This is a genomic window from Pedobacter sp. FW305-3-2-15-E-R2A2, assembly GCF_038446955.1.
In the GTDB taxonomy this organism is placed as follows: Bacteria; Bacteroidota; Bacteroidia; order Sphingobacteriales; family Sphingobacteriaceae; genus Pedobacter.
The window spans coordinates 378739-402022 of the sequence record NZ_CP151803.1; the positions used below are offsets into that span (position 1 = coordinate 378739).

22 protein-coding genes and 1 rRNA gene are annotated in these 23284 nt (G+C 41.4%); 14 read left to right on the forward strand and 9 right to left on the reverse strand.

Annotated elements, in window-relative coordinates:
- Positions 1-53: 53 nt before the first annotated feature.
- Both AAFF35_RS01500 and hemH read left to right on the forward strand, forming a co-directional pair.
- Entirely contained in the window at positions 54-902 is an 849-nt protein-coding gene (locus AAFF35_RS01500) for a 4-hydroxy-3-methylbut-2-enyl diphosphate reductase (protein ID WP_342330565.1), read from the forward strand.
- 90 nt (positions 903-992) lie between these two features.
- Entirely contained in the window at positions 993-2006 is a 1014-nt protein-coding gene (gene hemH, locus AAFF35_RS01505) for a ferrochelatase (RefSeq protein WP_342330566.1), read from the forward strand.
- Here hemH and AAFF35_RS01510 read toward each other — a convergent pair.
- Positions 2003-3220: a glycosyltransferase N-terminal domain-containing protein gene (locus tag AAFF35_RS01510; protein ID WP_342330567.1), complete on the reverse strand. Its 1218-nt coding sequence runs from the start codon at positions 3218-3220 to the stop codon at positions 2003-2005. The two genes, hemH and AAFF35_RS01510, sit on opposite strands and share 4 nt — an antisense overlap.
- Before the next feature lie 63 nt (positions 3221-3283).
- Here AAFF35_RS01510 and AAFF35_RS01515 point away from each other — a divergent pair, with 63 nt between their 5' ends.
- The 5 genes from AAFF35_RS01515 to rfbB all read left to right on the forward strand — a co-directional run bounded on the left by AAFF35_RS01515 (position 3284) and on the right by rfbB (position 8332).
- Positions 3284-4594, forward strand: coding sequence for a UDP-glucose/GDP-mannose dehydrogenase family protein (locus AAFF35_RS01515; RefSeq protein ID WP_342330568.1), 1311 nt, complete (start codon positions 3284-3286; stop codon positions 4592-4594).
- Positions 4594-5583, forward strand: a complete 990-nt coding sequence (locus tag AAFF35_RS01520) for a UDP-glucuronic acid decarboxylase family protein (RefSeq protein WP_342330569.1) — start codon at positions 4594-4596, stop codon at positions 5581-5583. Before AAFF35_RS01515 ends, AAFF35_RS01520 begins: the two co-directional genes overlap by 1 nt.
- Positions 5584-5589: 6 nt before the next feature.
- Positions 5590-6612, forward strand: a complete 1023-nt coding sequence (galE, locus tag AAFF35_RS01525) for a UDP-glucose 4-epimerase GalE (RefSeq protein WP_342330570.1) — start codon at positions 5590-5592, stop codon at positions 6610-6612.
- Positions 6613-7179 carry a hypothetical protein gene (locus AAFF35_RS01530; protein ID WP_342330571.1) on the forward strand — a complete coding sequence of 189 codons (567 nt, stop codon included), beginning with the start codon at positions 6613-6615 and terminating at the stop codon, positions 7177-7179.
- Positions 7180-7276: 97 nt separating this feature from the next.
- Entirely contained in the window at positions 7277-8332 is a 1056-nt protein-coding gene (gene rfbB / locus AAFF35_RS01535) for a dTDP-glucose 4,6-dehydratase (protein ID WP_342330572.1), read from the forward strand.
- A gap of 54 nt (positions 8333-8386) precedes the next feature.
- On the opposite strand, the gene AAFF35_RS01540 is transcribed toward rfbB, so the two are convergent.
- Together AAFF35_RS01540 and AAFF35_RS01545 are read right to left on the reverse strand one after the other, a co-directional pair.
- The gene (locus AAFF35_RS01540) at positions 8387-9619 is read right to left on the reverse strand and encodes an ABC transporter permease (RefSeq protein ID WP_342330573.1); all 1233 of its coding nucleotides are present in this window, start codon (positions 9617-9619) and stop codon (positions 8387-8389) included.
- 118 nt (positions 9620-9737) lie between these two features.
- Positions 9738-10091, reverse strand: a complete 354-nt coding sequence (locus AAFF35_RS01545; RefSeq protein WP_074608891.1) for an iron-sulfur cluster assembly accessory protein — start codon at positions 10089-10091, stop codon at positions 9738-9740.
- Between the two features lie 89 nt (positions 10092-10180).
- On the opposite strand from AAFF35_RS01545, the gene AAFF35_RS01550 reads away from it, so the two are divergent.
- From AAFF35_RS01550 to dnaA, 3 genes are all read left to right on the forward strand, one after another.
- The gene (locus AAFF35_RS01550; RefSeq protein ID WP_342330574.1) at positions 10181-10711 is read left to right on the forward strand and encodes a hypothetical protein; all 531 of its coding nucleotides are present in this window, start codon (positions 10181-10183) and stop codon (positions 10709-10711) included.
- Between the two features lie 2 nt (positions 10712-10713).
- The gene (locus AAFF35_RS01555; protein WP_342330575.1) at positions 10714-12261 is read left to right on the forward strand and encodes a methylmalonyl-CoA mutase family protein; all 1548 of its coding nucleotides are present in this window, start codon (positions 10714-10716) and stop codon (positions 12259-12261) included.
- Positions 12262-12455: 194 nt separating this feature from the next.
- A complete protein-coding gene (dnaA, locus tag AAFF35_RS01560; RefSeq protein ID WP_342330576.1) occupies positions 12456-13886 on the forward strand; it encodes a chromosomal replication initiator protein DnaA in 1431 nt (476 codons plus the stop codon).
- Between the two features lie 72 nt (positions 13887-13958).
- Here dnaA and AAFF35_RS01565 read toward each other — a convergent pair whose 3' ends face one another.
- From AAFF35_RS01565 to AAFF35_RS01590, 6 genes are all read right to left on the reverse strand, one after another.
- Positions 13959-14510 carry an NUDIX hydrolase gene (locus AAFF35_RS01565; RefSeq protein ID WP_342330577.1) on the reverse strand — a complete coding sequence of 184 codons (552 nt, stop codon included), beginning with the start codon at positions 14508-14510 and terminating at the stop codon, positions 13959-13961.
- 1 nt (position 14511) lies between these two features.
- Positions 14512-14910 (reverse strand): hypothetical protein, encoded by a 399-nt coding sequence (locus tag AAFF35_RS01570; RefSeq protein ID WP_342330578.1) that lies wholly within the window; start codon positions 14908-14910, stop codon positions 14512-14514.
- A 5-nt stretch (positions 14911-14915) separates the two neighbouring features.
- A complete protein-coding gene (locus AAFF35_RS01575; protein ID WP_342330579.1) occupies positions 14916-15692 on the reverse strand; it encodes a TPM domain-containing protein in 777 nt (258 codons plus the stop codon).
- A complete protein-coding gene (locus AAFF35_RS01580) occupies positions 15689-16138 on the reverse strand; it encodes a TPM domain-containing protein (RefSeq protein ID WP_342330580.1) in 450 nt (149 codons plus the stop codon). Before AAFF35_RS01580 ends, AAFF35_RS01575 begins: the two co-directional genes overlap by 4 nt.
- An 80-nt stretch (positions 16139-16218) precedes the next feature.
- A complete protein-coding gene (locus AAFF35_RS01585) occupies positions 16219-16800 on the reverse strand; it encodes a LemA family protein (RefSeq protein ID WP_342330581.1) in 582 nt (193 codons plus the stop codon).
- 284 nt (positions 16801-17084) lie between these two features.
- Positions 17085-17651, reverse strand: coding sequence for a hypothetical protein (locus tag AAFF35_RS01590; RefSeq protein WP_342330582.1), 567 nt, complete (start codon positions 17649-17651; stop codon positions 17085-17087).
- Between the two features lie 512 nt (positions 17652-18163).
- Between AAFF35_RS01590 and AAFF35_RS01595 the strand changes: the two genes are divergently transcribed.
- The 4 genes from AAFF35_RS01595 (at position 18164) to AAFF35_RS01610 (ending at position 23215) form a co-directional block, all read left to right on the forward strand.
- Positions 18164-19705, forward strand: a complete 1542-nt coding sequence (locus tag AAFF35_RS01595; protein WP_342330583.1) for an FAD-dependent protein — start codon at positions 18164-18166, stop codon at positions 19703-19705.
- Between the two features lie 38 nt (positions 19706-19743).
- Positions 19744-20205 (forward strand): DinB family protein, encoded by a 462-nt coding sequence (locus AAFF35_RS01600; protein ID WP_342330584.1) that lies wholly within the window; start codon positions 19744-19746, stop codon positions 20203-20205.
- 4 nt (positions 20206-20209) lie between these two features.
- Positions 20210-20569, forward strand: coding sequence for a CoA-binding protein (locus tag AAFF35_RS01605; RefSeq protein WP_342330585.1), 360 nt, complete (start codon positions 20210-20212; stop codon positions 20567-20569).
- Positions 20570-21693: 1124 nt separating this feature from the next.
- Positions 21694-23215: ribosomal RNA gene (locus tag AAFF35_RS01610) — 16S ribosomal RNA — on the forward strand.
- Positions 23216-23284: the final 69 nt, after the last annotated feature.

Here is a 23284-nt window from a genome sequence, read left to right on the forward strand (position 1 = left end):
CAAACTCTTTTTGTGTAATTTTGTAGCCTCATTGATTTCTATATAATTGATTTATGAAATACGATTTAGCCGTAACTATAGATAAGGCATCAGGGTTTTGTTTCGGAGTGGTGTATGCGATTGACATGGCTGAAGACATTCTCGAAGAAGACGAATATTTGTATTGCCTGGGCGATATTGTACACAATGATGAGGAAGTGAAGCGCTTAACAGCGAAAGGACTAAGAATCATCGATCATGAACAATTGCGTGAATTGAAAAAGGAGAAAGTTCTGATCCGTGCACATGGAGAGGCACCGTCCACCTATCAGCTCGCCTTAGAGAATGAACTGATCTTAATTGATGCCTCTTGTCCGGTGGTACTAAAACTGCAGAACAGGATTAAAAATTCTCATGATGAGGACGAACAGATTCTGATTTTTGGTAAACATGGCCATGCTGAAGTCATTGGGTTGCAGGGGCAGACCGATGGAAAAGCGATTGTTTTTCAGGACCTTGCGGAACTGGATAACGTGGCACTGCCTCCGAAGTTTACCCTGTATAGCCAGACCACAAAGAGCACCGACAAATTTTACCACATCAAAGAAGAACTGATCAGCAAGGGATATGACGTGAAAGCAAATGATACCATTTGCAGACAGGTTTCCAACAGATACGGTGATTTAGAGAAATTCGTCGTTAATTTCGATAAAATTCTCTTCGTATCCGGCAAGAAATCCTCCAATGGAAAAGTATTGTATGATGTGTGCAAAAAATACAATGCCAACGCTTACTTTATCTCTAACATAGAGGAGATCGACCTGAATTGGTTCTCTGCTCAGGATAAAGTTGGAATTTGTGGGGCAACCTCTACGCCGATGTGGCTGATGGAGCAGGTTAAAGCTAAGCTGGAATCTTATTAAAATAATCAAACATCATTAAAAAGTAATTATTGGTTTTCCCTTAAGAGATACAGGGTTATAATCAATTGATTAGTTATTTTTGCTAAAATTATGGGAAAAAAGGGCGTATTACTAGTGAATTTGGGAACTCCGGACAGTCCGGAAGTAAGTGATGTACGGACATATCTGGATGAGTTTCTGATGGATGAGCGGGTAATTGATATCAATGCTTTCAAAAGAACATTACTGGTAAAGGGCATCATTGTTCCTTTTCGCAGTCCGAAGACCTCTAAGTTGTATAAAGAGATATGGGATGAAAATGGCTCGCCATTGTTGTATTTCAGCAAGATTCAGGTGGCTATGGTTCAGGAGAAACTTGGCGACGAATACCATGTAGAGTTAGCCATGCGCTACCAAAATCCCTCTATTGCTTCCGCTTTAGATAAGCTAAAAGCGGCGATGGTAGAAAGTATACAGGTGATTCCATTGTTCCCTCAATATGCTTCCGCCAGTACAGGCTCTGTGATCCAGAAAGTAATGGAGCTGGTGGGTAAATGGCAGACGATTCCACCGATAAGTTTCATTAATTCCTTTCATGATAATGAATTGATGATTGATACTTTTGCTCAAAATGCAGAAAAGTATCAACCGGAAAGTTATGATCAGATTTTGTTCAGTTTTCACGGCTTACCGGAAAGGCAATTGAAAAAATGCGACCATAGCGGTCAGCATTGCCTGAAAAAAAATGATTGCTGTGCTACCTTAACAGATGTCAATAAGTTTTGCTATTCTGCACAATGCCATGATACGGCAAGGCTGATTGCCAAACGTTTAAATATTCCAGCGGAAAAGTATTCCGTATGTTTCCAGTCCAGGTTAGGAAAAGAACCATGGGTACAACCTTATACCAGTGAAGTTTTAAAAGAGCTTGCTGAAAAGGGTAAAAAGAGACTATTGGTATTCTGTCCGGCTTTCGTAGCGGATTGTCTGGAGACCTTATATGAAGTAAGTGTGGAATACCACGAAGAGTTTAGGGCACTGGGTGGAGAAGAAGTCCAGCTGGTTGCCAGTCTGAATGATGATCCTAAATTCATCGAGGCATTGGTTGCAATGGTAAAAGACTAAAACTGCTTTTCTATAAATTCCAGAATCTGACGGGTTGATCCCGTTTTTTCATTTACATATTTTTGGGCGATCTTTCCAGCTTCTTTATTTTCTCTAAAATGGATAAAGGCTGCAGAAAGGTCGCTTTCTGTTTCAATGCTCCTGGCTGCAGTAAGGGCGATCAGGTCTTTTGCCTCCTGAAATTTATCATATTTAGGACCAAAAATAACTGGAATGCCAAATGCGGCTGCTTCTAAGGTATTATGAATGCCTACGCCAAAGCCTCCTCCGATGTAAGAAATTTGAGCGTATTGATAGAGCGAAGAAAGCAATCCGATATTGTCTATAATTAAGATTTGGGCCGTATTCGCTGCCCCATTCTGTAAGTTCGAATAGCGGACAGCTCCCGGAATCAGTTTTTCAATGTCAAGGATATGGGCTTCGTCAATTTCATGAGGGGCGATGATGAATTGCCAATCTGGTTGTTGCTGAATTAAAACGGCGATTAAACGTTCATCTGCGGGCCATGTTGATCCGGCGATGAATACAGGGCTGTTGATCCATCCGTTTTCCACAAGTGTGACTTTTTTAGGGGATAACGCATTTTCTGCTACCCGGTCAAAACGGGTGTCGCCACTCAGGCTTGCATTTTCCAGCTGAAGCTGTTTTAACAAATTAACGCTCTCCGTATTTTGTACAAAAAAATGGTCTACAAAACCTAAGATCCGACGATGAAATGAGCCATACCAGCGAAAGAAAATCTGATTTGGCCGGAATATTCCTGAAATGAGGTAAAGCGGGATTTGCTGGTCATTCAGGGTTTTGAAATAATGATACCAAAACTCATATTTGGTAAAGATGGCCATCTCCGGATTGATCAGCGAAATGAATCTTTTGGCATTGCTGGCCGTATCCAACGGCAGGTAAAAAACGCCGGCAGCAAGTGCATAGTTTTTCCTGATCTCATATCCCGATGGGGAGAAAAATGTAATAACTATTCTTTTTTGGGGATGTAATTCCTTTATCTTTTCCAGAAGGGGTCTTCCCTGTTCGAATTCTCCTAAAGAAGCAAAGTGAAACCAAATGTGCTTCTTTGTACCGTCAACGGTTTTTTCTATATGGTCAAAAATGTTTTTTCGACCCTGACTAAATAGTTTGGCCTTGGAATTGAATATAGAAAATGCGCTAACGACTAATCCGTAAAATGAGATTCCTATATTATAAAGCCAAAGCATTTTGTGTGTTTATTTATTATCTTAGCCGAAGATACTCCATTAAAATTAAAACGTAATTAATATATGAAAATAGCTGTTATTGGGACAGGATATGTGGGTTTGGTTACCGGTACTTGTTTAGCAGAAACAGGAAATAAAGTAATCTGTGTAGACATAGATGCGGCCAAAGTACAGAAAATGCAGGAAGGTCAGGTACCGATCTATGAACCAGGACTTGACGTATTATTTCACCGGAATATTGCACAGGGGAGGTTGACTTTTACCACCGATCTGGCTCATGGAATTAAGGATGCGCAGATTATCTTTATGGCATTGCCAACTCCTCCGGGAGGAGATGGGGCAGCAGATCTTTCTTATATTCTTGGTGCAGCAAAAGACATTTCTAAATTAGTTACTGAATACAAAGTCATTGTGAATAAGTCTACGGTTCCTGTGGGGACTGCAGATAAAGTTCAGGCGGTTTTTAAAGCACATACCGACATCGAAATTGATGTGGTTTCTAACCCGGAGTTTTTACGCGAAGGTGTAGCGGTGGAAGATTTTATGAAGCCAGACCGTGTCGTAATCGGAACCAGAAGTGAAAGAGCTCAGAAACTAATGTCTGAATTGTATGGTCCGTATGTTAGACAAGGAAATCCGGTCTTGTTTATGGACGAACGTTCTTCAGAACTGACAAAATATGCAGCAAATTCCTTTCTGGCGACAAAAATCACTTTTATGAACGAGATCGCCAATCTTTGTGAGATTGTTGGAGCAGATGTAGATGCAGTACGTAAAGGAATTGGATCGGATGCAAGGATTGGTAAACGCTTTCTTTTCCCTGGAATCGGGTATGGCGGAAGCTGCTTCCCTAAAGATGTTCAGGCATTGGCAAAATCTGCAGATGAGAATGATTACGATTTCCAGATCCTGAAAGCGGTTATGGAAGTGAATGAGAAACAAAAGACAGTATTGGTAGATAAACTGCTGAAATATTATAAAGGTGACCTGAAAGGCAAACATTTTGCTTTATGGGGGTTGGCATTTAAGCCGGAAACGGATGATATCCGTGAAGCTCCTGCCTTGTATATCATCGATGAGCTGGTTAAACATGGCGCAACGGTGACGGCTTTTGATCCGGAAGCAATGGCAAATGTGAAGCGACTTTTAGGAGATAAAATCAATTATGTGGAGGATCAGTATGAGGCATTGCAACATGCAGATGCTTTATTGATTGCTACGGAATGGTCTGTCTTCAGGAATCCTGATTTTGAGAAAATGGAAGAAGTGCTGAGTAATAAAGTGATTTTTGATGGACGTAACTTATACGATTTGTCGAAAATGATCGACTTAGGCTATTATTATAACAGTGTTGGCCGTAAACTTATAGATTAATGGGACGTAAAAGAGTATTAATTACGGGAGCCGCAGGGTTCTTAGGATCACACCTATGCGATAGGTTCATCAAAGAAGATTACCATGTTATCGCAATGGATAACCTGATCACAGGTGATCTCAAAAATATTGAACATCTTTTTAAACTGGAGAACTTTGAGTTTGCCCATCACGATGTATCTAAGTTTGTCTATGTTGCAGGTGAATTGGATTATATCCTTCATTTTGCATCTCCGGCAAGTCCTATTGATTATTTAAAGATCCCGATTCAAACTTTAAAGGTAGGCTCCCTGGGGACACATAATTTATTGGGTCTGGCAAAGAGTAAAAATGCGAGGATGTTGATTGCGTCTACTTCTGAAGTATATGGCGATCCAAATGTAAACCCTCAGCCGGAAGAATATTGGGGAAATGTAAACCCTGTAGGTCCGAGAGGCGTATACGATGAAGCAAAGCGTTTTCAGGAAGCAATGACCATGGCTTACCATACTTTCCATGGTTTAGAAACCAGAATTGTTAGGATTTTCAATACTTATGGCCCAAGAATGCGTCTGAATGATGGACGTGTGTTGCCTGCTTTCATCGGACAGGCATTACGTGGAGAAGACCTGACCGTATTTGGTGATGGCTCTCAAACCCGTTCATTCTGCTATGTGGATGATCTGGTAGAGGGGATTTACAGATTGTTGTTGAGTGATTATGCCATGCCTGTTAACATTGGTAACCCGGATGAAATCACGATCAAGCAATTTGGTGAAGAAATCATCAAACTTACCGGAACAAGTCAGAAGCTGGTGTTGAGGGATCTGCCTGTTGATGATCCTAAGCAAAGACGCCCGGATATTACAAAAGCAAGAGAAATTCTTGGCTGGGAACCTAAAGTAAGCAGGGCAGAAGGGCTGAAGATTACTTATGAATATTTTAAATCTTTACCTGCTGATGCATTGATTAATAAAGAACACAAAGATTTTACAACCTATAATCGTTAATTAAAAATGTCTAAAATACTAGTAACAGGTGGTACGGGATTTATCGGATCACATACCGTTGTAGAGCTCTACAATGCGGGATATGAAGTGGTGATTGTTGATGATTTTTCGAACTCTAACCCCAAAATTCTTAACCAGATAGAAGCCATCACAGGAAAGAAACCTGAATTTGTAGAACTTGATCTATGTGATGAACTGAAAGTGAAAGAATTTGCGACTAAGCATGCAGACATTAGCGGAGTGATTCATTTTGCCGCATTTAAAGCAGTAGGTGAATCTGTACAGCAGCCATTAAAATATTACAGGAATAACTTTTATTCATTGATCAATATTATCAATGGTTTTGATAGTAAAGTGAATTTGGTTTTCTCTTCTTCATGTACAGTATATGGTCAGCCGGATGTTTTGCCGGTAACAGAAAGTGCGCCGGTAAAGAAAGCGGAATCTCCTTATGGAAATACCAAACAGATTGCAGAAGAGATTTTGCAGGAAACCTGTGCGGTGACTCCTGGTCTAAGGGTGACTTCTTTGCGTTACTTTAATCCGGTTGGTGCACATCATACTGCGCTGATTGGTGAGTTACCAATAGGCGTTCCACAAAACCTGGTCCCTTTTATTACACAATCTGCGATCGGTAAACGTGGTCCGATTACGGTTTATGGAAATGATTATGATACTCCGGACGGCAGTGCGATCAGAGATTATATCCATGTTGTTGATTTGGCTAAAGCGCATGTCGCTGCCATCAGAAGAATGGAAAGCGATAAAGCAGAATCTAATTATGAAGTCTTTAATTTAGGGACTGGTACAGGTTCTACAGTACTGCAGGTGATCGAAGCCTTTGAAAAAGCAACAGGAGAGAAATTAAGTTATACGATCGGTGCCAGAAGAGAGGGCGATATTGAGAAAGTTTGGGGAGATGTAACTAAATCAGCACGGGATTTAGGATGGAAAGCTGAACTGGATATCAATGTGATGATGTCTTCTGCCTGGAACTGGGAGAAATATTTAAAAGATAACCCTTTCTAGATGTTACTAAGCGAGCATAAAGACCTTAAGCTGGAAATAAAATCCCTTCCTGAAAAGGAAAAGGACAAGCTTTTGCTCAGGTTGATCGCCAAAGACAAGATCTTAACAGAACACCTGCATTTTAAATTGCTGGAAAATGAACAGGACTTAGTAGAGCGGCAGGAGAAACTAAGAGCACAGATTGATCTGGAAATCGCTGAACTGTTGTCTGGTCGGAAAATGAATTCCAAAGATGCTTTGCTAAAAATGAGAAAGCTGAATGGAAGCATTACCCATCATTTTAAGGTAACAAAAGACATGAATACGGAGATCGAACTTAGAATTCACCTTTTTCAACGTGTTCCCATTGATTTCAACGAAGGGGTATTTTCTCCGTTGCATAAATTCAATGAAAAGCTCATGATCTATTTTGCTAAATCTGTTCTTTCTGTATTTAATAAATATGAGAAGATGCATGAAGATATTCAGTTTGATCTGAAAGCGGATTTTAATGAAGTGCTGAATAAGCTATATGTATATAAAACAGCTGCAGTAGCGGCAGAATTAGGCTTGCCTAAGGAAATTTAATAATGTGATATCTATGGTTAGGAAATCATCATCAGTATTTTGCCTGCAAAAGGTAATGAAGATTGTTTCCTAACCATTAAAATACAAATCTATTCCAATGAAGAAGAAAATATTGATTACAGGTGGCGCCGGATTTATTGGTTCGCATGTCGTTCGTCGTTTTGTGAACAATTATCCGGAGTATGAAATCCTGAATCTTGACAAGTTAACTTATGCAGGAAATCTGGCCAATTTAACGGATATAGAGCATAAACCTAATTATCGTTTCGTTAAAGCAGACATTACTGATGCGGTTGCGATGAGCGAATTGTTTAAGCTGGAGAATTTTGATGCGGTTATTCACCTCGCTGCTGAATCACATGTGGACAGGTCGATCTCAGATCCTACGGCCTTTGTGATGACGAATGTAATTGGTACAGTAAATCTTTTAAATGCTGCCAGAGAGCATTGGAAAGGTGCCTATGAGCAGAAGAGATTCTATCATGTCTCTACGGATGAGGTATATGGTGCTTTAGGCGAAACAGGCATGTTTACTGAATCTACTGCCTATGATCCACATAGTCCATATTCAGCATCAAAAGCATCTTCAGATCATTTCGTTCGTGCTTATCATGATACTTATGGATTGGATGTGGTGATCTCGAACTGTTCTAATAATTACGGTTCTCATCATTTCCCGGAGAAATTAATTCCTCTGGCCATCAATAACATTAAGAATAACCAACCTGTTCCGGTTTATGGAAAAGGAGAAAATGTAAGAGACTGGCTTTGGGTGGAAGACCATGCAAGGGCAATAGATGTGATCTTTCATCAGGCGAAGACCGGAGAAACCTACAATATCGGAGGACATAACGAATGGAAGAATATTGACCTGATTCATTTGTTATGTAAAATTATGGATCAAAAGCTGGGTAGAATTGCGGGTGAATCAGCAAAACTGATCTCTTTTGTGACGGATAGGGCAGGGCACGATTTACGCTATGCGATTGATTCATCTAAATTGCAAAAGGTATTAAACTGGGTGCCTAGCTTACAGTTTGAAGAAGGATTGGAAAAAACGGTAGATTGGTATCTGGAGAATGAAGAATGGCTTTCGAACGTTACTTCAGGAAACTATCAGGCTTATTATGAAAATCAATACGAAGGCAGATAAGCTTTTGTAAATAATAAAAAAGGGCTTCTTTTCTACAAAAGAAGCCCTTTTTTATTATTCATATCTCAATGCTTCAACAGGATCCAGTTTAGATGCTTTCTTCGCCGGGTAATATCCGGACAAGATGCCCACCAGGACACAGAGCACAAAACCTCCGAAGATCCATAACCATGGAATAATGAAAGCACCTCCCATGGCGAGGGAAATAATGTTACCTATCGCAATGCCGAGGAAAATCCCAAAGGCACCACCCATCAGACAGATAATTACAGCCTCAATTAAAAACTGTTTTCTGATGACTGCAGGATTTGCGCCAATCGCTTTCCTGATCCCGATTTCCCGGGTACGTTCCGTTACAGAAACGAGCATGATATTCATCAGACCGATAGAAGCCCCGATGAGGGTAATCCCCCCGATGGCAATTCCACCCCAGACTACATATTTTAGATTTTCGAATAAAGTCTGTGCAATCGCATCACTTTTTGTGATCTCGAAATTATTGGGTTCTGTGATCTTGATCTTTCTGATATTTCTGAACTCTGCTGTCGCTTCTCCAATAATGGTTTCCTGAAGGTCATTCGTCGGGACCATTACAGTAATGGTATAGGAAGGATTGGCGTTGGAGTTGATAAGTTTAGCTTTCAATAATGGAACGTATACGGCCCTATCTCCGCTGAAACCCATGCTTTGACCTTTGGACGATAGCAAGCCAATAATCCTCAGCCGGTTGTTACCCACATTGATGACTTTATCCAGAGGGGATTCTTTCTTAAATAATTTTTCGCTGACCTCACTTCCGATGATACAGACATTGCTGCCCTGAATGGTTTCTGTCTTACTGAAATTTCTTCCCAGTTCGAGCTGAAGACCTTGAGAATTCAAGCCATTTTCATCGATTCCCTGAATGTTGATGTTTGGATTGGTCTTTTCTGTTCCGTATTTGATGGTGGAACCAAAACTGGCACTTACACTGATTGCAACGGTAGCGGGGGTATTTAAACGCTCTTTAAACGCAATTGCATCTTCATAGCGAATGGTTTTAAAAGGTTTAGGTCTTTTTCCTCCTCCGCCTATTCGGATGCCGATCCCACGGTTTCTGATGGTGAAAGAGTTGGCGCCCATACTTGAAAAAGCTTCGGTCATACTTTTTTTAACCGCATCCAGCGTGGTTAAGATTCCTACTAAAGCAGATAAACCTATGGCAATGATCAATGCCGTAAGCATCGTACGTAATCTGTTACTCTTTATGGACTGGATGGCAATTCTTACGTTCTCTGTATAGGTCATTCTTTAGGAAATATAATGCTTTATAGGGTAAAAATAAAAAGTCCCGTTGTTAAGACAACGAGACCTCTTATAATGTTACAAAGGAACTCTAAATAAAGTTCATAGGAACGAATACTATCTATGCAGAGAAACTGGTTCCACAACCGCAGGTACTGGCTGCATTTGGATTGTTAAATGTAAATCCTCTCGAATTTAAGCCATCCTGCCAATCTACCTGCATCCCCATTAAATACATTTGATGGGCTTTGTGCATAAATACCTTAATGCCATCAATGATATATTCCTGATCTCCTTCTTTTTTCTGATCGAAACCTAAAACATAACTCATTCCGGAGCAACCTCCACCTTCTACGCCAACGCGCAAGCCGAAGTCTTCAGCGATTTCCTGTTGGTCTTTTAACTTAAAAAGTTCTTTAACAGCAGTTTCTGTAAAGGTAACTGGTGCAAATGCCGTATCAACTGTATTACTCATGTTATTTAAAATTAGGAAGAACAAATATAAATAAAATGTACATTTTTGTCGGTGTTATTCGCTAATTATTACGGTATTCAAACAAAGAAATGAACATAGAATCTTTATTAACCGAAACTGCGGCACTGACAATCGCCGGAGTACTTACCGTTTCTGTTGGTTATTACCTGATTAAAGATGATATTCAAACCTTTTTCCGGTTGAAATCTGCAGACAAGCCCCGGGACGGAAAGGAGCAGTTGTTGCCGCTAAGGTTGCAGGCACATGAGCGGTTGATCGTGTTTATTGAACGCATTAATCCATCGAATTTATTTCTTCGCCTGCACCATCAGGGCATTGCCGTTAAAGATTTACAGTCTTTGGTCTTAAATGAAATCAGAGCAGAGTATCAGCACAATGTAACGCAGCAGCTTTATGTGAGCACCACTACCTGGAATGTGATCCGAAAGCTAAAGGACGATACTTTGGCGATGGTGAGCAATGCAGCAAGAGACTTACCGGCGCATGCTACGGGGATAGACCTGAGTAAAAAGGTTTTGCAGCACATGGCCGGAATTGCCGATAACCCTTACGAATTAACCCTTGATCTGATTAAAAAGGATATTCATCAGTTATTTTAATTATGGAAGATAAAAAGTTTACGACTACCTCTGGTATCGAAATTAAAGAAATATATACGAGTGCCAGACCCATTACAGAGTTACCAGGTGAATTTCCCTATACCAGGGGGATTCAAAAGGATATGTACAGAGGCCGTTTATGGACGATGCGTCAGTATGCGGGTTTTTCTACCGCAGAGGAATCCAATAAGCGTTACCATTATTTACTGAAGCAGGGAACAATGGGCTTATCGGTTGCATTTGACCTTCCAACACAGATCGGATACGACTCCGATCATGAAATGTCCGAGGGTGAGGTCGGGAAAGTTGGGGTAGCGATCGATTCTTTAAAAGACATCGAAATATTATTTGATGGCATAGAACTTCAAAAGATCACCACATCGATGACGATCAATGCGACTGCATCCATCTTATTGGCAATGTATATTGCGCTGGCCAGAAAGCAGGGTGCAGACATCAGGCAGATTTCCGGTACGATCCAAAATGATATCCTGAAGGAATATGCAGCAAGAGGAACGTATATCTATCCCCCAAAGGCCTCGATGAGGATCATCACCGATATTTTTGAATACTGCAGTAAGGAGGTTCCAAAATGGAACACGATTTCTATTTCCGGATACCATATCCGGGAAGCAGGTTCTACAGCAGTACAGGAGCTGGCATTTACGCTGGCAAATGGAAAGGCTTATTTAAATGCAGCCTTGGAAAAAGGGCTGGACATCAATGTTTTCGCAAAACGTCTGTCGTTCTTCTTTAATTGTCATAATAATTTCTTTGAAGAGATTGCTAAATTCAGGGCAGCAAGAAGGATGTGGGCGAAAATTACTAAAGATTTAGGAGCTACTGATGAGAAGGCGCAGATGTTGCGTTTTCATACACAGACAGGTGGATCAACATTGACGGCACAACAACCGCTGAACAATGTGATCCGTGTAAGTAATCAGGCGATGGCTGCTGTGCTTGGGGGAACCCAGTCCTTACATACCAACGGTTATGATGAAGCATTGTCCTTACCTACAGAAGCAGCGGCAAAAATAGCGTTGCGTACACAACAGGTGATCGCCTTTGAAAGTGGGGTAACGGATACGGTTGATCCGCTTGCCGGATCTTATTTTGTGGAAAACCTGACGGATGAAATTGAAGCTGCCGCGCAGGTGTATATTGATAAGATCGATGCGATGGGTGGTTCTGTAAATGCGATTGAAAACGGGTATATTCAGAATGAGATTGGAGATGCTGCTTACCAGTATCAGGTGGAGATCGAAGCGGGCACAAGGGTGATCGTCGGTGTGAATAAATTTACCCAGGAACAGGAGGGAATCAATGATGTTTTTACCATTGATGAATCCATCCGGACGATACAAACCGATAAGCTGAATAAGCTGAAATCAGAGCGGGATAATGTGGCTGTGGAAAAAGCTTTAAGCGATTTAAAAATTGCTGCCGCCGGGACAGAAAACCTGATGCCCTATATTCTGGTCGCCGTAGAGGCTTATGCCAGCCTTGGAGAGGTTGCTGATGTAATGCGTAGCGTTTTTGGAGAGTATTAAAAAGAATGTTAAAAAATAGTTATCCACATAATAAATTCAGGTTAACTATGGTATGCTACTGATGTTTAAGTACTTGCCAAATAAATTAAAATTAAGTTTTTTTTGTTGATAATTTTTTGAATATTCGATCTCTCGAAACAGCACACATTTTGTGTTGTTCTCGTCGCAATCAACCAACAAATTGTATTATGACAATGGAAAAAACTTGTACCGAAGTATGGAAAAACTGTCTCCAAATCATAAAGGATAATATACCGAATCAAAGTTTCAAAACCTGGTTCGAGCCAATATCCGCTCTCAAGTTGGATGGCAAAGTTTTAACAATACAGGTGCCTAGTTTATTTTTCTATGAATGGCTGGAAGAACACTATGTTGGTTTGTTGCGAAAGACGGTAAAAAAGCAGTTGGGGGATGAGGGAAGGTTGGAATATAATATCGTGGTGGATAAGTCTTCAAATACCGGTTCCCCTTATACAACCAATATTCCCAGTAACGGAAATGGGGCAGCGGCAAAACTTCAGTCCATGCCAATTCCGGTGTCCATAAATAAAGACATTAAAAACCCCTTCATCATTCCCGGATTAAAGAAACTCAATGTTGATCCTCAGCTGAATTCCAACTATACTTTTGAAAATTATATTGAAGGAGATTGTAACCGCCTTGCGCGCTCTGCGGGCTATGCTGTTGCCGCTAAACCCGGTGGGACATCCTTTAATCCGCTGATGATTTACGGAGGCGTAGGCTTAGGTAAAACGCATCTTGCACAGGCGATTGGAAATGAGATCAAAAGAAACATGCCTGATAAACTGGTCATCTATGTTTCCTGCGAAAAATTCTGCCAGCAGTTTGTCGATTCCCTGAAAAATAATACCATTAATGATTTTGTTAACTTTTATCAGGCAATGGATGTGATCATCATGGATGATGTTCATAATTTCGCAGGTAAAGAAAAGACTCAGGATATATTTTTCCATATTTTTAACCATTTACACCAATCTGGTAAACAGGTGATTTTATCTTCTGATAAAGCGCCAAAGGACCTTGCTGGATTGGAGGAGCGCTTATTGAGCCGTTTTAAATGGGGTTTATCCGCAGACCTGCAGATTCCGGATTTAGAAACAAGAATTGCCATCCTGAGAAAGAAAATGTATGCAGATGGGATTGAGCTGCCTAATGAGGTGGTTGAATATGTAGCTCATAATATTGATAATAATGTGCGTGAACTGGAAGGAGCGATGGTTTCCCTATTGGCTCAATCTACGTTAAACAAGAAAGATATAGATTTGAATCTGGCCAAACAGATGTTAAAAAACTTCATCAAGAATACCTCCAAAGAGATTTCAATGGAATACATCCAAAAGCTGGTTTGCGAGTATTTCGAAGTTCCTGTAGACATGGTGAAATCACCCACACGGAAACGTGAGATCGTTCAGGCCCGGCAAATCTCGATGTACCTCTCAAAAAGCCATACCAAATCATCCTTAAAAACGATTGGTGCCTTTTTTGGAGGAAGAGATCACTCTACCGTTATCTATGCCTGCCAGACGGTGGAAGATCTGATTGATACCGATAAAAAATTTAAAGGCTACGTTCACGACATTCAAAAGAAATTGAAAATGACTTAGGAATCCTTGGATCATTAAACAAAAAGACCGGATAAGCATTGCTTACCCGGTCTTTTTGTTTTGAACAGAAACTTATTGAATGGCTTCCAGCTTCAGTAATCCGTAGAACAAAGCGGAAGCGTGTAAAGATTGGTCAATTTTATTCTCCAGGAGCAGTTGTTTGACTGCTGCAATGCTGTATTTTTCTACATTCAGAATTTCATGTTCGTCCAAATGTTGTTCCTGTGTTTTAATACCGCCGGTTAACAGGTAAGTATATGTGACGTTGTTTGCTGTTGCCGGATTGGGATAAAGCGTGGCAAGAAGTGTTATCGTTTGAAAAGAATAGCCTGTTTCTTCTAATAGTTCCCTTCGGACTGCATCTTCAGGTTTTTCATCACCATCGATCACTCCGCCTGGAATTTCAAGAGAAATGATGTCTCCCGCATGGCGATATTGACGCACCATAATGATCTCATTGTCTTCGGTCAGCGCGACTGCATTTACCCAATTTGGATATTCCAGGACAAAATAATCATCTTTTACAATTCCATTTTGAAGGTCACAGGTATCTACGCGTAAGGTGGCCCATTGTTCTTTCACCAGGTATCTGGAAGAAAGTTTTTGCCATTTTAGTATTTCCATGTTAGGAGTTAAGATATTGCTGAACCTTTTTCTGACGGTCCAGATTGGTCATGCTCACGATGCGATGTTTTACTTCGAGCGTTTGATAAATCAGGTTAAGTTTTTCTGCCAGAGCCTCGTTTTTATCCGAAGGCTGGGAAGGATCAAATTCTGCATATAGGAACTGACTCAGCATTTCCAGCTTTTCTGCCGGAAATGCTAAATCTGTAAGTGATGCTTCAAACCCATCATTCTGTTTTGAAAATAGCTGCTCCTCTGTGATTCCAAATTCTTTTAGTAAAGATTCACGGAATAAGTCTTCTGCTTCCTCTAGTTTTCCTTCCAGCTTTAGCCCCATAATACGGGCCAGTACCTGAGCTAGTTTTTGAATTTCTGCTGTGATTAAGTCTTTTCTATACATATGATTTACCAGCTACCACTACTACCACCACCACCAAAACTACCGCCGCCGAAGCCACCAAAGCCTCCGCCGCCACTGCTGCTGCCACCACCCCAGCTACTGCCCCCGCCGGAACTTCTTCCTCCGCCAAGTAGCATACTCCAGAAAAGTGCATCTGCAACACCGCGACCGCCGATCACCTGGCCACCACCTCCTCCGCCGCCACCTCTTTTGAGGATAATGATGACGACAACGACAATGATGATAATAATTAATATTCCTGAAGCTCCGCCTCCGGAATCGCTATTTTTCGGTTTGTCATTCTTGTATTCTCCTTTTGTGTAGCGAATGATGGCATCCGTACCTGCTTCAAGCCCTCCGTAGTAGTCGCCGGTTTTGAAATGAGGTTTAATGTCATTGTCTATGATTCTTCTTGCGTATAAATCAGGAAGAACGCCTTCAACACCATATCCGGTTTGAATAGAGATCTTTCTGTCTCCTAAAGCAACTACAATCAATACCCCATTATTTTTACCCTTGCTTCCAACGCCCCATTTTCTACCCAACTCAAGTGCATATTCACCGATGTCGTAATCGCCAACTGATTTCAGGATGGCGATCGCGATCTGTGTAGAACTGGAGTCGTCAAAAGCAACCAGTTTTTGTTCTAATTGCTGAAGCTGACTGGCGCTTAGTGTGCCGGTATAATCATTTACAAGTTTGTTGGGTTTTTCAGGAAAGTCCTGCGCAAATCCAATGGTAGAAATTAAAATAAAGAGAAAAGCGATGATGGATTGTTTCATGGCTTTGCCGCTTTATATTGGTCCATAAAAATGATGTCATTGGGTAGTTCATTGATGTCGCCACTTTGAAAAGGGAAGAATGATGCTAATTTTTCACCAGCCAGGACGATACCTGCGATGATTCCCTGAACGAGATTTCCACCTGAAAAATGCGCTTTCATGGCCACCTTTGTTGTTTCCCAGAAATCATCAGGGACGACTTTATTGATGCCACTATCTCCAATGATGGCAAACTTATGGTCCATATAGGCGAGGTAGATCAGCACTCCGTTATGCTTAACTGTTTTTTCCATTCCCAGTTTTGAGAAATAGGAGGTCGCTTTTTCAAATGCGTCACCTTCGCAGTGTTTGTCTACTGCAATTCTAATCTCGCCGGAAGTTGCTTTTTCAGCTTCTGAAATTGCGTTGGCGATTAATTCTTGTTCTTGTTCTGTGAATATTCCCATGATAGGATTACTTGATAAAGATAAGGGTAATACATGTTGTTATTTAAACACGCATTACCCTTAAATGTTGTTATGGTCTACTAGAATTCTACTTTTGGAGCCTTTTCTGAGCCAGCTTCAGCTTTGAAACCTGCTTTTTGACTAAAGCCAAACAAACCGGCAGTGATGTTATTCGGGAAAGACCTCACTTTAGTGTTGTATACCTGTACTGATTCGTTGAAATCTTTACGAGCCACTCCAATTCTGTTTTCTGTTCCCGCAAGTTCTGCAGAAACATCTCTGAATTGCTCTGTAGCTTTTAATTCAGGATAGTTCTCAGTCACCATTAGCAAACGTCCCAATGCCTGACTTACCTGTCCTTGTGCAGCCTGATATTTTTCGATATTCTCAGGCGTCAATTTATCAGGGTCAATGGTTACCTGTGTTGCTTTAGCACGTGCTTCTGTAACCTGAGTTAAAGTAGACTGTTCGAATTTCGCAGCACCTTTTACTGTATTTACCAGATTAGGAATTAAATCTGCACGTCTTTGATATTGGGTTTCCACCTGATTCCATTTTGCTTTAACATCTTCATCTAATTTCACTAAACCATTATATCCGCATCCACTGATGGCTACAAATACGACTAAGATGGCAACTATTGCTAATACTGTTTTTTTCATAATTTCTGTTTTTAATTGAACTGAAGTTCGCACGTCGCTTATTTCAGTTTTTAAGTTCTGTTTTTCTAAGTGTTAATTTACACATTAGAACTCAATTTCCGTTCCTTTGTTACGAATACCGATAAAAACATGACAGGTTTTTGCAAAAAGGCACAAAAAAGCAGCTTATTTGTGATAAACAGCCCTTTTGTCAGTTATCAAAGGACCTGATGAGCAGCAGATGTCCAAACAAAAAAAGGATCCAGACAACGTCTGAATCCTTTTTGTCCATGCTTCGTTTGGTGCTAATTACAATCGAGGCATCTCCATTCTACGATACCATCGCCGGAACCGAAGCGCCACATGGTATATTTTTCAATATCAATAAGGAAATTAAGTCCATTTTGTCTGGCATTGACTGTACAGCAGTTGTCTTCACAGTCGTCATCAGAACACCTGTCGTAGACTTTAGCATCAATCGTCTTGTTTCCTTGTCTGATTCTAAGTGTTTTTAGTTTGTATTTGGCTGCATCTTTAGAGTGGATAGAGATGATGTTGTTGGCTTTTACCCAGCTTTCCGGTTTAACTCCGGATACAAAGGCGAATTGTCCGGCCCAAAGGCAACCGTTGTACTCTATACATTCCGGGCTTCCTGGATCAGGATAAGATTCGTAATTGGTAAGATTCGCTTTGTTCCATACTTCCGTTGTGGCAGACACATTTGAGCTCGCGGTCTTTTGTGCGGCTGCTTCCGGTGTTTCAGGGCCTGTAGGATCCGTGTTTTGTTTACATGATGTTGCCAGAAACATTGCTGTCATGACGATGAAAAGCATCTTTGCCTTTACATAGATTTGGTTTTTGTAAGTTTTCATAAATTTTGTTTTGGGATGATTAATTCTATGCTTATTATTTATTTAGCACTTTTAATAAACATATTTAAATATACCAATAATTCAGTTTCATGAATCCTGTTTGCCTCCCGGTAGTTTTGGTAAGTTCTTTTAAATCAGCTTGGTTATCGTTCCTTAAAATGAAACTTTTTCAATAAAGATGAGGTCGGATTTAGAGGTCTTGTTTTGAGGGGTAAACCGGGGAAATGGCTTGTAAAAATGGTGTTACACAATGGGATGGCCGATTTTTGAAATCAATTCGGGCTCCGATGATTTGAAGCATCCTCAAATGTTTCTTCGGTAAATTTGGTTTTTTAAAATTTGAAACAGCCGATTTTCAGGCTAATATGAGAGGTATTTATGCCAATATGATAGAGAACTTTTTGCTCCCGGATCACATTTAAATTTATGTTTTTCAGGTTCCCGGGCTTTTAGGATCCTTGGGAGATTTCTGTACCTTTGCTGCGGTTCAGGATAAATACCTGACATATTTTATGCAAAAAGAAATAGAAATCACGCTTGCTCCGGAAGATGTCGGAGAGGAAGCTCAGCTCAAGAACAGTCTTTCTTCAGCTCTACATGTCGATATCTCCAAAATAAAGGGGTACAAAATCCTTAAAAGATCCATTGACGCCCGTTCCAGAAAGGTGATTTATCGTTTGCAGGTCAGGGTTTTTATTGAGGAGGAGCCATTGCCCGAAGTTTTTGCGGTAAATTATCCGAATGTCAGTAACAACAAACACGTAATTATTGTCGGCGCTGGACCTGCAGGCTTATTTGCTGCATTGCAGTGTATTGAGAACGGACTGAAACCGATTGTTTTGGAGCGTGGTAAAGATGTGAAGCAAAGGAGACGCGATTTGGCAGCCATCAACAAAGAAGGTATCGTAAATACCGAATCCAACTATTGCTATGGTGAAGGCGGGGCAGGAACTTATTCTGACGGTAAGCTTTATACCCGTTCTAATAAACGTGGGGATATCAATAAGGTATTGCAGATCTTTGTAGCGCATGGCGCCACAGATGATATATTGGTGGATGCGCGACCCCATATTGGGACGAATAAACTTCCGCATATCATTACTGCCATCAGGGAACAGATCCTGAATGCAGGTGGTGAGGTTCGTTTCGACCAAAAGGTAACGGATATTCTGGTTGACTTTGGGAAAATAAAGGGAGTTGTAGTGAACGGACACGATCAGCTATTAGCGGATGCGGTGATTCTGGCCACCGGCCACTCTGCAAGAGATATTTACGAATTATTACATCAAAAGAATATTCTGGTTGAAGCGAAACCTTTCGCGTTAGGAGTAAGGATTGAACACCCGCAAGCAATTATTGATGCGGCACAATACCATTGCGACATTAGAAGTGAATTCCTGCCCCCTGCTTATTATAGTTTGGTGGAGCAGGTAGGGAGCAGGGGCGTGTTTTCTTTTTGTATGTGTCCCGGGGGGATTATTGCTCCTTGTGCGACTTATGAAAATGAGATTGTAGTGAATGGTTGGTCTCCTTCCAAAAGGAATAATCCGTTTGCTAATTCGGGGACTGTTGTACAAATCACGCTGGACGATGTAAAAGGAGATGATCCTTTAAGAATGATGCATTTTCAGGCGGAGATCGAAAAGACTGCATTCCAGCTTGGGGGAGGAAATCTGGTAGCGCCCGGACAAAGGATGGTGGACTTTGTCGAGAATAAAATTTCAGCTGACTTGCCTAAGAACTCTTACTTGCCAGGAACTAAAAGTGTCATGCTTAAAGAAACCCTTCCGGATTTTGTAGCTTCCAGTCTAAGGAATGCATTGCCGCTGTTTGGGAAAAAGATGAGGGGTTATTATACCAATGAGGCTATTCTCGTCGGTGTGGAAAGCAGAAGTTCATCGCCTGTGCGTATTCCAAGAGACAAAGAGACCTTTCAGCATCCCCAGGTATCAGGTTTATTCCCTTGTGCGGAAGGAGCAGGATATGCGGGTGGAATTGTATCTGCGGCGATTGACGGGGTAAACTGTGCAAATGCTGTTCTAAAATACATTTAATAGAAACAGATTTAAAATTGCGTTGTTTATAATGCAGAATGATTGATTTTGCTAACGAATTAAGGAAGGCCTATTCTGGTGATGCCTGGCACGGTAATAACATTTCAATGGTTATTGCCGCGGTAAAAGCAGGGCAGGCCTTTGCACATCCAATCCCTGGCGCGCATTCCATTGCTGAATTGGTGCTGCACCTGAGTTCCTGGACGGAAGAAGTGATTTCAAGGTTATCAGGAAATCTACCTAAAGAGCCGCAAAAGGGGGATTGGCCAGTCCCATTGCATAAAACTGAAGCGCAATGGAAAGCTATTCTCGCTGATTTTAGTCAGATAAATGAAAATTTACTGATTTTAGTAACGCAATTTTCTGAAGAACAATGGTCTGCTAAATTATTTACCGGGCGGATGCCGACAGCCGCGTTGAATCATTTTGAACTTTTAAACGGTTTAATTCAGCATTATGCTTATCATGGAGGGCAGATCGCCTTGCTATCGAAATTTTAAAATTATGACCAATACCTTAATTATTGGGGCTTCCCCAAATCCAATGCGCTATGCTTATAAGGCTGCACATATGTTAAAAGCTAAAGGGCACGATATTATAAATGTAGGAATCAAGAAAGGAGAGGTTGCAGGGGTGGCTATAGAAAAGCCGGGACTGCCACATGATGATGTAGATACCATTACCTTATATATAGGAGAGGAAATACAGCACTTGTATTATGATTATATTCTTGAGACAAAGCCCAGAAGGGTCATCTTTAATCCGGGAACAGAAAATCCGGAACTGGAAACGCTGTTGAATAACAATGGCATAGAGCCGGTTGAGGCTTGCACTTTAGTTTTATTGGCTACAGGGCAATATTAAACCCCCACTGCGGGGATAGGATTTCATTTTATTTTTCAGGGTATTCCTGGCTTGGTATACAGGCTGGGAAAGCTGTGGCTGTGATCTTTTAGAGGATGATTTTGTCTGCCTGGAAACCGGGTAGGGGCAGGTTCGGAATAAGGAGTAATCAGAGCGGAATCAAGTTCGGATAGAACAGGGATCAAACTCGGAATTTGTCCCTGTTCTATCCGTGTTCTATCCCTGTTTGATCCCTGTTCTATCCGGGGTTTATCCGAAGTAGTTTCGAGCCTGTTCGGACGTTCGTTTTTCATAATATTTTAGTGCTTTTGAAAAACTTCCTATGATCACCCGGATTAAGTGCTCTTGGGCTTGCTGGTTTAGCAGGACCTTTTTTGAATAGGTAGTATATATAGGATGTTTTTAGTGTTTTTCCCTAACAGGTTCCTTTTTGTATAGTATATATAGGTTAATTTATATCCTGTCCTTCGTTTTATTGGCTTTCTGTGGTTGATTGTGGATTCGTGTGTATCTTACGTTAAGTCTGTTTGATGTTTTTCTTGTTGTAAATCATGTAGTTATGGTTGCGATACAATTATAATGGCTGAATTGTTTTGAGACCGGTTAAATTTTCTTACTTTTGCATCCCGCTTCGGAGGAAGAGAAACAGTGAAAGTGAAAAGAGAGAAGGATTTGAAAGATTGCAGTAGAGAGATGTCAGAGGTTGTTTTGACAGGTTTAGTAACCAGATAAAACAAAGTAAAAAAGTTTGAGAAAAAGCTTGACAATAACAAAAAGATTTCTACCTTTGCAGTCCCAACAAAAACGGGGGTTACCAAACGGAGTTTGATAACAAAAACAAAAAGACTGAAACGATCAGAAGTTTGAAACTGACACCAGGAACATTAAGACCTGGAGGAAACAGAGAAACAAAGATTGCAACATAAAAGAAGAACCGCGAGGAGATTCGAAAAGTTCATTAAAGAGATGTCATTTATAGCGTAGCGAGGTAAGATAGTACCGTTTCAAAGTACATGAAAACCAAAGCTATTTTTTCAAGTCAGAATCTGACAGACAATACAAAAAAAAGAATAAAGACTATTATTAACAAGTTAAGAATGGTCAGCGTTCAAACAACACATTTTACAATGGAGAGTTTGATCCTGGCTCAGGATGAACGCTAGCGGCAGGCCTAATACATGCAAGTCGAACGATAGTGAAGGGCTTGCTCTTCACGAAAGTGGCGCACGGGTGCGTAACGCGTATGCAACCTACCTTAATCAGGGGGATAGCCCGAAGAAATTCGGATTAACACCGCATAAAATCACAGTACAGCATTGTACAATGATCAAATATTTATAGGATTAAGATGGGCATGCGTGTCATTAGTTAGTTGGCGAGGTAACGGCTCACCAAGACCACGATGACTAGGGGATCTGAGAGGATGACCCCCCACACTGGTACTGAGACACGGACCAGACTCCTACGGGAGGCAGCAGTAAGGAATATTGGTCAATGGAGGCAACTCTGAACCAGCCATGCCGCGTGCAGGAAGACAGCCCTCTGGGTCGTAAACTGCTTTTATTCGGGAATAAACCTACTTACGTGTAAGTAGCTGAATGTACCGAAGGAATAAGGATCGGCTAACTCCGTGCCAGCAGCCGCGGTAATACGGAGGATCCAAGCGTTATCCGGATTTATTGGGTTTAAAGGGTGCGTAGGCGGCTTATTAAGTCAGGGGTGAAAGACGGTGGCTCAACCATCGCAGTGCCCTTGATACTGATGAGCTTGAATACACTAGAGGTAGGCGGAATGTGACAAGTAGCGGTGAAATGCATAGATATGTCACAGAACACCGATTGCGAAGGCAGCTTACTATGGTGTTATTGACGCTGAGGCACGAAAGCGTGGGGATCAAACAGGATTAGATACCCTGGTAGTCCACGCCCTAAACGATGAATACTCGCTGTTAGCGATACACAGTTAGCGGCTAAGCGAAAGCGTTAAGTATTCCACCTGGGGAGTACGCCCGCAAGGGTGAAACTCAAAGGAATTGACGGGGGCCCGCACAAGCGGAGGAGCATGTGGTTTAATTCGATGATACGCGAGGAACCTTACCCGGGCTTGAAAGTTAGTGAATGATCTAGAGATAGGTCAGTGAGCAATCACACGAAACTAGGTGCTGCATGGCTGTCGTCAGCTCGTGCCGTGAGGTGTTGGGTTAAGTCCCGCAACGAGCGCAACCCCTATGTTTAGTTGCCAGCACGTTAAGGTGGGGACTCTAAACAGACTGCCTGTGCAAACAGAGAGGAAGGAGGGGACGACGTCAAGTCATCATGGCCCTTACGTCCGGGGCTACACACGTGCTACAATGGATGGTACAGAGGGCAGCAAGCTGGCAACAGCAAGCAAATCTCAAAAAGCCATTCACAGTTCGGATAGAGGTCTGCAACTCGACCTCTTGAAGTTGGATTCGCTAGTAATCGCGTATCAGCAATGACGCGGTGAATACGTTCCCGGGCCTTGTACACACCGCCCGTCAAGCCATGGAAGTTGGGGGTACCTAAAGTATGTAACCGCAAGGAGCGTCCTAGGGTAAAACCGATAACTGGGGCTAAGTCGTAACAAGGTAGCCGTACCGGAAGGTGCGGCTGGAATACCTCCTTTCTGGAGTAGTTCAGACTACTCGCTACGTAAATGATATAAATGACAAAAAATCTCAAAAAGAAAAACCCA